Raw genomic sequence first — 7010 nt, forward strand, 5'->3', positions numbered from 1 at the left:
GTTCGGGAGGCACCGGGCCGCCGCACGGGAGGGTGCGTCCGTGCGCCCGGACCGTCAGGGGGTGAGGACGATCTTCCCGAAGACGTCGCCCTTGGCGAGCCGGGCGAAGCCGTCCCGGGCCTCGGTCAGCGGCAGCACCGAGTCGATCACCGGCCGGACACCGGTGTTGGCGCAGAACGAGAGCAGCCCGGCCAGCTCCTCCTTGGTGCCCATGGTCGAGCCGACCACCTTGAGCTCCAGGAAGAAGATCCGGTTCAGCTCGACGGAGCTCGGGTTGGGGCCGGAGGTGGCCCCGGAGATGACGATGGTGCCGCCCGGACGCAGCGACTTCACCGAGTGCGACCAGGTCGCGGCACCGACCGTCTCCAGCACCGCGTCCACCCGCTCGGGCAGCCGGGCGCCGCTCTCGAAGGCCGCGTCGGCACCGAGCTCCACCGCCCGGGCGCGCTTGGCCTCGTCCCGTCCGGTGACCCAGACCCGCAGGCCCGCCGCCTTGCCGAGGACGATCAGCGCGGTCGCCACCCCGCCGCCCGCCCCCTGCACCAGGACGGTGTCGCCGGGCTTGACCCCGGCGTTGGTGAACAGCATCCGGTAGGCCGTCAGCCAGGCGGTGGGCAGGCAGGCGGCCTGCTCGAAGCTCAGCTCGGCGGGCTTGGGCAGCAGGTTCCAGGTGGGCACCGCGACCCGCTGGGCGAAGGTGCCCTGGTAGCGCTCGGTCAGGATGGACCGCGGCTCGTCGGGGCCGACCCCGTGGCCGCTCTGGCCGATCACCGAGTGCAGGACCACCTCGTTGCCGTGCTCGTCGACGCCGGCGGCGTCGCACCCGAGGATCATCGGCAGTTTCTCGGCGGGCAGGCCGACCCCGCGCAGCGACCACAGGTCGTGGTGGTTGAGGCTGGCGGCGCGGACCGTGACCACGCTCCACCCGGGGCGGGCCTGCGGCTCGGGGAGGTCGCCCAGCTCCAGCCCGCTCAACGGGTCGGCGGCGTCGATACGTGCGGCATAGGCAGCGAACATGCCCCGGACGATAGCCGCGACGGCCGGGGCCGGGAACCACGCGGAGGTGTGACGCGTGTCCCGGCCCCGGGCCGTTTGCCGAATGTCCGGTCGGATCGTCAGATCCGCGCCACGCCCTCCGCGCGGGCGGCCTCGGCGACGGCCTTGGTGACCGCCGGCGCGACCCGCTCGTCGAACGGCGAGGGGATGACCTTCTGCGGCGTCAGCTCGTCGGCCACGACGCCGGCCAGCGCCTTGGCGGCGGCCAGCTTCATGCCTTCGGTGATCCGGGAGGCGCGGACCTGGAGGGCGCCCGCGAAGATGCCCGGGAAGGCCAGCACGTTGTTGATCTGGTTCGGGAAGTCGCTGCGGCCGGTGGCGACCACCGCGGCGTACTTGTGCGCGACCTCGGGGTGGATCTCCGGGGTGGGGTTGGCCATCGCGAAGACGAACGCGCCCTCGGCCATGGTCGCGACGACCTCCTCCGGCACGGTGCCGCCGGAGACGCCGATGAACACGTCGGCGCCGGCCAGCGCGTCGGCCAGCGAGCCCTTGAGGCCGGTGCGGTTGGTCTGCCCGGCGATCTCCGCCTTGACGTCGGTGAGGTCTCCGCGGCCCTCGTACACCACGCCCTTGCGGTCGCAGACGGCCACGTCGCCGATGCCGGCCGCGACCAGCATCTTGGCGATGGCGATGCCGGCCGCGCCGGCGCCGGAGATGACGGCCCGCAGCGAGCCGATCTCACGGCCGGTCACCTTGGCGGCGTTCCACAGGGCGGCGGTGGTGACGATCGCGGTGCCGTGCTGGTCGTCGTGGAAGACCGGGATGTCCAGGGCCTCCTGGAGCCGGCGCTCGATCTCGAAGCAGCGGGGCGCGGAGATGTCCTCCAGGTTGACGCCGCCGAAGGAGGGCGCCAGCCGGATCACGGTCTCCACGATCTCGTCGACCCCGGTGCAGGCGAGCGCGATCGGCACCGCGTCCACGCCGCCGAACTGCTTGAACAGGATGGCCTTGCCCTCCATCACCGGCAGCGAGGCCTGCGGGCCGATGTCGCCGAGGCCCAGCACCGCGGTGCCGTCGGTGACCACCGCGACGGTGTTGGACTTCCAGGTGTAGTCGTCGACCAGCTCCGGCTGCTCGGCGATGGCCGTGCAGACCCGGGCGACACCGGGCGTGTAGGCGAGGGACAGGTCGTCCGCGTCGCGCACCGGGACGGTCGCCCGGATCTCCATCTTGCCGCCGCGGTGCAGCGCGAAAACCGCGTCGACCGGATCGTCGGTGTCCTGGGTGCTGCTGTGAATGATCTCCGCTGCCACGATGACCTCTTCGTCATTGATCTGGCGAGGACGCGCGGCCGACGGGCAGGGCGACCCGTCCGGAAACCGGAAACCGGGTACGCCGAAGCGGACCCGGGGTCAGGGTCGGGGCGCTGCCGTCGGGCGGCGCCCTCGGATGAGGGTGTTATGGGGTCTGTGTTGTCCGCGTTGTGCTTCCGGGCCGAGCGTAGGTCGGACAAAGGCATCGCACCTATGCCTTTTCGTCCTCGTCGCGTGCGGTTCATCGCCGCGCTGTCGCTTCACAGGGGCCCGGCGTCGGAAGCGCCGGGCTCCGGCGGCGGCAACGGCATGAGCGCACGCGCACCCGCAGGAGTGAACGCAGATCCGAAGGGGAGTCGGTGCCCCGGATACGGAGCCGCGTGAGGACTTCCGTTCCCGAGCACCCCGAGCCTGTCGGGGCTCGCCGGTCTGGTTCGAGCGTTCGGGGGTCACCCGGTAACGAATTCTGACACACCCGCCGCCGGGCCCGGCAGGTCGGGATGGCAGGATCGCTTGTCCGCCATTTCGCGTACACCCCCGCGACACCGTGGCGACCGCACGTCCCGCCCCCAGGAGCCGCCCTCATGCCTCACGTCCGCCACGCCCGTCGTCCGATCCCGGCCGGCGCCGCCCTGGCCACCGCCGGAGTCCTGCTGCTGACCGGCTGCGGCGGCGGGCAGGCCGCCCAGGACGACCCGGTCAAGGACCTCCGCGCCAAGCTGCCGAAGGCCCAGCGGGCGGCCGGGGTCCTGCGGATCGGCATGGACGTCAACTACGCCCCGGTGGAGTTCGCCGGCCCGGACGGCAAGCCGGCCGGCCTCGACCCGGACATCGCCGCCGCCCTGGGCCGGATCCTCGACGTGCGGGTCGAGTTCGTCGACACCCCCTTCGACAAGCTGATACCGAACCTCCAGGCCAAGCAGTACGACCTGGCGATGTCGGCGCTCAGCGACACCCGCCAGCGCCGCGACGCCCTGAACGAGAAGGGCAAGCAGACCGGCCCGGGCGTGGACTTCGTGGACTACTTCATCGCCGGCACCTCGATCGTCGTCCCGAAGGGGAACCCCAAGGCGATCAAGACCCTGGACGACCTGTGCGGCAAGACCGTCGCGTTCCAGCAGGGCACCACCCAGGACGAGATCGTCACCCGCCAGGTGGCCGTCTGCGCGCGGGCCGGCCGCCCGCCGCTGACCCCCCACAAGCTGGACACCGACACCAAGGCGCTGGCCGAGGTCGCCTCCGGCGCCGCCACGGCCGGACTGAACGACTTCCCGGTGGCCGCCTACGCGGCGAAGACCACCGACGGCGGCGGCCGCTTCGAGGTGACCGGCGGGCAGTCCACCTCCAACCCGTACGGGATCGCGGTGCGCAAGGACGACGGACCGCTGCGCGACGTGCTGGCCAAGGCGATCGACCAGCTGATCCGCAACGGCGAGTACGACAAGATCCTGGCCAAGTGGAACGTCAGCGCCGGCGCGGCGCAGAACGCGGTGGTCAACGGGGGCATCTGAGCCGGCGGGGCGGCGGGCTCCGGGAGCGGAACAGACAGGTCCGCATACTTATGCGCAGCGTGACAGGGACACGGGATAAGTCCGAATAGCGGACAGCGCGGCCCCTCGTTATCCGATTTTGATCTGGATGAGGGCCACCTGACTGTCATCAGATGGCAGGATTCCCCCCATCCCGGATCGAGTCGGCCACTGGTCGAGGCCGTTCGGTCAACGTCCACCTCGGCGGAGGGTGGCGGTAGCAGTACCTCGTAGAACCCCGGGCGGCTCCCCCGCGCCCGGTCAGCTGCACGACCCGGCCTGCACGTACGACGACGTACGGCGACACGCATCCGTACCGAGCCGCGCGGCTCGCCGTTCCGGTGCGCCGCTCCCGCGGCGCGCTCCGCCCGACCTCTCTCCCCCAGGATGGAGATCCCCCTCATGACCACCCGTACCCGGCGCAACCGGCTCTTCGCAGCCGGTCTGGTCGCCGCCTCCGTCTCCCTCGCACTGACCGGCTGCAGCAGCACGAGCGAGAGCAGTGGCGCCCCCAACGCCTCCGCGACCGTCAACGAGGTCAAGGCCGACCCCAAGCTGGCCGCGCTCGTCCCGGACGACGTCAAGGCGGCCGGCAAGCTCATGGTGGGCGCGGACGCCTCGTACGCGCCGGACGAGTTCAAGGACGACAGCGGCAAGGTCATCGGCCTGGACGTCGACCTGGCCAACGCCATCGCCGCCAAGCTCGGGCTGAAGGCCGAGGTCCAGGACTCCGGTTTCACCGCGATCATCCCCGGCATCCAGTCGAACAAGTTCCAGCTCGGCATGTCGTCCTTCACGGACAACAAGGAGCGCGAGCAGATCGTCGACATGGTGACCTACTTCAACTCCGGCAGCGCCGTCGCGGTGAAGAAGGGCAACCCGGAGAAGATCGACCCCAAGGACCTCTGCGGCAAGAAGGTCGCCGTCCAGACCGGCACCACCCAGGCCGACGAGATCAAGGACACCCGCGACCCGGACTGCGCCAAGGCCGGCAAGCCGGGCATCCAGAACGGCGGCGACAAGTTCGACCTCCAGACGGACGTCACCAACGCCGTGGTCTCCGGGCGCGACCAGGCGATGATGGCCGACTCCCAGGTCGTGGACTACGCGGTCAAGCAGTCCGGCGGCCAGCTGGAGAAGGTCGGCGAGACCTACGGCGTGGCCCCCTACGGTGTCGCCCTGGCCAAGGGCTCCAAGCTCGCCCCGGCCGTCCAGGGCGCCGTCCAGTCGCTGATCGACGACGGCACCTACAAGCAGATCCTCACCAAGTGGGGTGTCGAGGCCGGAGCCATCGACAAGTCGGTCATCAACGGCGCCAACTGACCCTCGTACGCTTCACCTTCTCCCCCGAGGCCACACCGTGAACTCTTTGGACAAGGGGACGGCGGAGAAGGGGCGGCCTGAGACCATCAAGGCCGTCCCGGTCCGCCACCCCGGACGCTGGGCGGGCGCAGTCGTCATCGCCGTACTCGGAGCGATGCTGCTGAGCGCCCTCTTCACCAACCCCGCCTTCAAGTGGGACATCGTCGGTCAGTACCTGTTCCACACCAGCATCATGCACGGCCTGCTCGTGACGCTGGAGCTGACCGCGCTCGCCATGCTCATGGGTGTGGTCGGCGGCATCATCCTCGCGGTGATGCGGCTGTCCCCGAACCCGCTGCTGGCCGGCGTCGCCTGGGTCTACATCTGGATCTTCCGCGGCACCCCGGTACTGGTGCAGCTGGTGTTCTGGAACTTCCTCGGCCTGATCTGGGCCAAGCTGTCGATCGGCGTCCCGTGGGGGCCGGAGTTCTGGTCCGAGCAGACCAACGTGCTGATCCCGACCTTCGTCGCCGCGCTGCTGGGCCTCGGCCTCAACGAGGCCGCCTACATGGCGGAGATCGTCCGCGGCGGCATCCAGTCGGTGGACGAGGGCCAGGCCGAGGCCTCGCACGCGCTCGGCATGAGCCGGTTCCAGACCATGCGCCGGATCGTCCTGCCGCAGGCCATGCGGGTGATCATCCCGCCGACCGGCAACGAGACCATCTCGATGCTCAAGACCACCTCGCTGGTCTCCGTGATCTCCCTGGAGGAGATCTTCCGGGCCGGCCAGGTCATCTACTCCCGGAACTACCAGAACATCCCGCTGCTGATCGTGGTCAGCATCTGGTACCTGTTCTTCACCTCGGTGCTGACCATCGGCCAGTACTACATCGAGCGCCACTACGCCCGAGGCTCCAACCGCACCCTCCCGCCCACCCCGCTGCAGCGGCTGCGGGGCCTGTTCGCCGGGAAGCCCGCCCCCAAGACGACCGCCGACGTCGTCCCGGGGCTTGAGGGAGGTGGTCACGTATGACCGATCTGACCAAGACCCCCGCCGGCGCGTCCGCCGAGCCGATGGTCCGCGCCGAGAACGTGCACAAGTCCTACGGCATGGTCGAGGTGCTCAAGGGCATCGACCTGGAGGTCCGGCAGGGCGAGGTGTTCTGCCTGATCGGCCCGTCCGGCTCCGGCAAGTCCACCTTCCTGCGGTGCATCAACCACCTGGAGAAGATCAACGGCGGCCGCCTCTGGGTGGACGGCGAGCTGGTCGGCTACCGGCAGAAGGGCGACAGGCTCCACGAGCTCAAGGACCGCGAGGTCGCCCTCAAGCGGCGCGACATCGGCATGGTCTTCCAGCGCTTCAACCTGTTCCCGCACATGACCGCCATCGAGAACGTCATGGAGGCGCCGGTCCAGGTCAAGGGCGAGAGCAAGACCGACGCCCGCGAGCGCGGCATGGCCCTGCTGGAGCGGGTCGGCCTCGCCGACAAGGCGAGGAACTACCCCTCGCAGCTCTCCGGCGGCCAGCAGCAGCGCGTGGCGATCGCCCGCGCGCTGGCCATGAAGCCCAAGCTGATGCTCTTCGACGAGCCCACCTCCGCACTCGACCCGGAGCTGGTCGGCGACGTCCTCGACGTCATGCGCGGCCTCGCCGAGGAGGGCATGACCATGGTGGTCGTCACCCACGAGATGGGCTTCGCCCGCGAGGTCGGCGACGCGCTGGTGTTCATGGACGGCGGGGTGGTGGTCGAGTCCGGCAACCCCCGCGAGGTGCTCACCAACCCCCAGCACGAGCGCACCAGGGCCTTCCTGTCCAAGGTGCTCTGAGCCCGTACCGTCGGCGCCCGGCAGGCCCGTCCTGCAGGGC

General features: G+C 70.4%; 6 protein-coding genes. 4 read left to right on the forward strand and 2 right to left on the reverse strand.

The window, feature by feature from the left end; genetic code table 11:
• Positions 1–54 precede the first annotated feature (54 nt).
• Together ACFU7Y_RS36735 and ACFU7Y_RS36740 are read right to left on the reverse strand one after the other, a co-directional pair.
• Positions 55–1017 carry a zinc-binding dehydrogenase gene (locus ACFU7Y_RS36735; protein ID WP_224283190.1) on the reverse strand — a complete coding sequence of 321 codons (963 nt, stop codon included), beginning with the start codon at positions 1015–1017 and terminating at the stop codon, positions 55–57.
• A gap of 98 nt (positions 1018–1115) precedes the next feature.
• On the reverse strand, positions 1116–2312 hold the full coding sequence (locus tag ACFU7Y_RS36740) for an NADP-dependent malic enzyme (protein ID WP_224283191.1): 1197 nt from the start codon (positions 2310–2312) through the stop codon (positions 1116–1118).
• A gap of 584 nt (positions 2313–2896) precedes the next feature.
• Between ACFU7Y_RS36740 and ACFU7Y_RS36745 the strand changes: the two genes are divergently transcribed.
• The 4 genes from ACFU7Y_RS36745 to ACFU7Y_RS36760 all read left to right on the forward strand — a co-directional run bounded on the left by ACFU7Y_RS36745 (position 2897) and on the right by ACFU7Y_RS36760 (position 6970).
• A complete protein-coding gene (locus tag ACFU7Y_RS36745; RefSeq protein WP_224283192.1) occupies positions 2897–3823 on the forward strand; it encodes an ABC transporter substrate-binding protein in 927 nt (308 codons plus the stop codon).
• 420 nt (positions 3824–4243) lie between these two features.
• Entirely contained in the window at positions 4244–5164 is a 921-nt protein-coding gene (locus tag ACFU7Y_RS36750; RefSeq protein WP_224283193.1) for an ABC transporter substrate-binding protein, read from the forward strand.
• A 37-nt stretch (positions 5165–5201) separates the two neighbouring features.
• Complete coding sequence (locus ACFU7Y_RS36755) at positions 5202–6176, forward strand: amino acid ABC transporter permease (RefSeq protein WP_224283194.1); 975 nt, start codon at positions 5202–5204, stop codon at positions 6174–6176.
• A 41-nt stretch (positions 6177–6217) separates the two neighbouring features.
• Entirely contained in the window at positions 6218–6970 is a 753-nt protein-coding gene (locus ACFU7Y_RS36760; RefSeq protein WP_224283195.1) for an amino acid ABC transporter ATP-binding protein, read from the forward strand.
• Positions 6971–7010: the final 40 nt, after the last annotated feature.

This window comes from Kitasatospora sp. NPDC057542, assembly GCF_042801945.1.
Classification (GTDB): Bacteria; Actinomycetota; Actinomycetes; order Streptomycetales; family Streptomycetaceae; genus Kitasatospora.

What these genes read in the sequence shown, in the direction of transcription:
- ACFU7Y_RS36735 (WP_224283190.1), bottom strand. Translation starts at nt 1,017, where the DNA reads ATGTTCGCTGCCTATGCCGCACGTATCGACGCCGCCGACCCGTTGAGC.
- ACFU7Y_RS36745 (WP_224283192.1), top strand. Translation starts at nt 2,897, where the DNA reads ATGCCTCACGTCCGCCACGCCCGTCGTCCGATCCCGGCCGGCGCCGCC.
- ACFU7Y_RS36750 (WP_224283193.1), top strand. Translation starts at nt 4,244, where the DNA reads ATGACCACCCGTACCCGGCGCAACCGGCTCTTCGCAGCCGGTCTGGTC.
- ACFU7Y_RS36760 (WP_224283195.1), top strand. Translation starts at nt 6,218, where the DNA reads ATGGTCCGCGCCGAGAACGTGCACAAGTCCTACGGCATGGTCGAGGTG.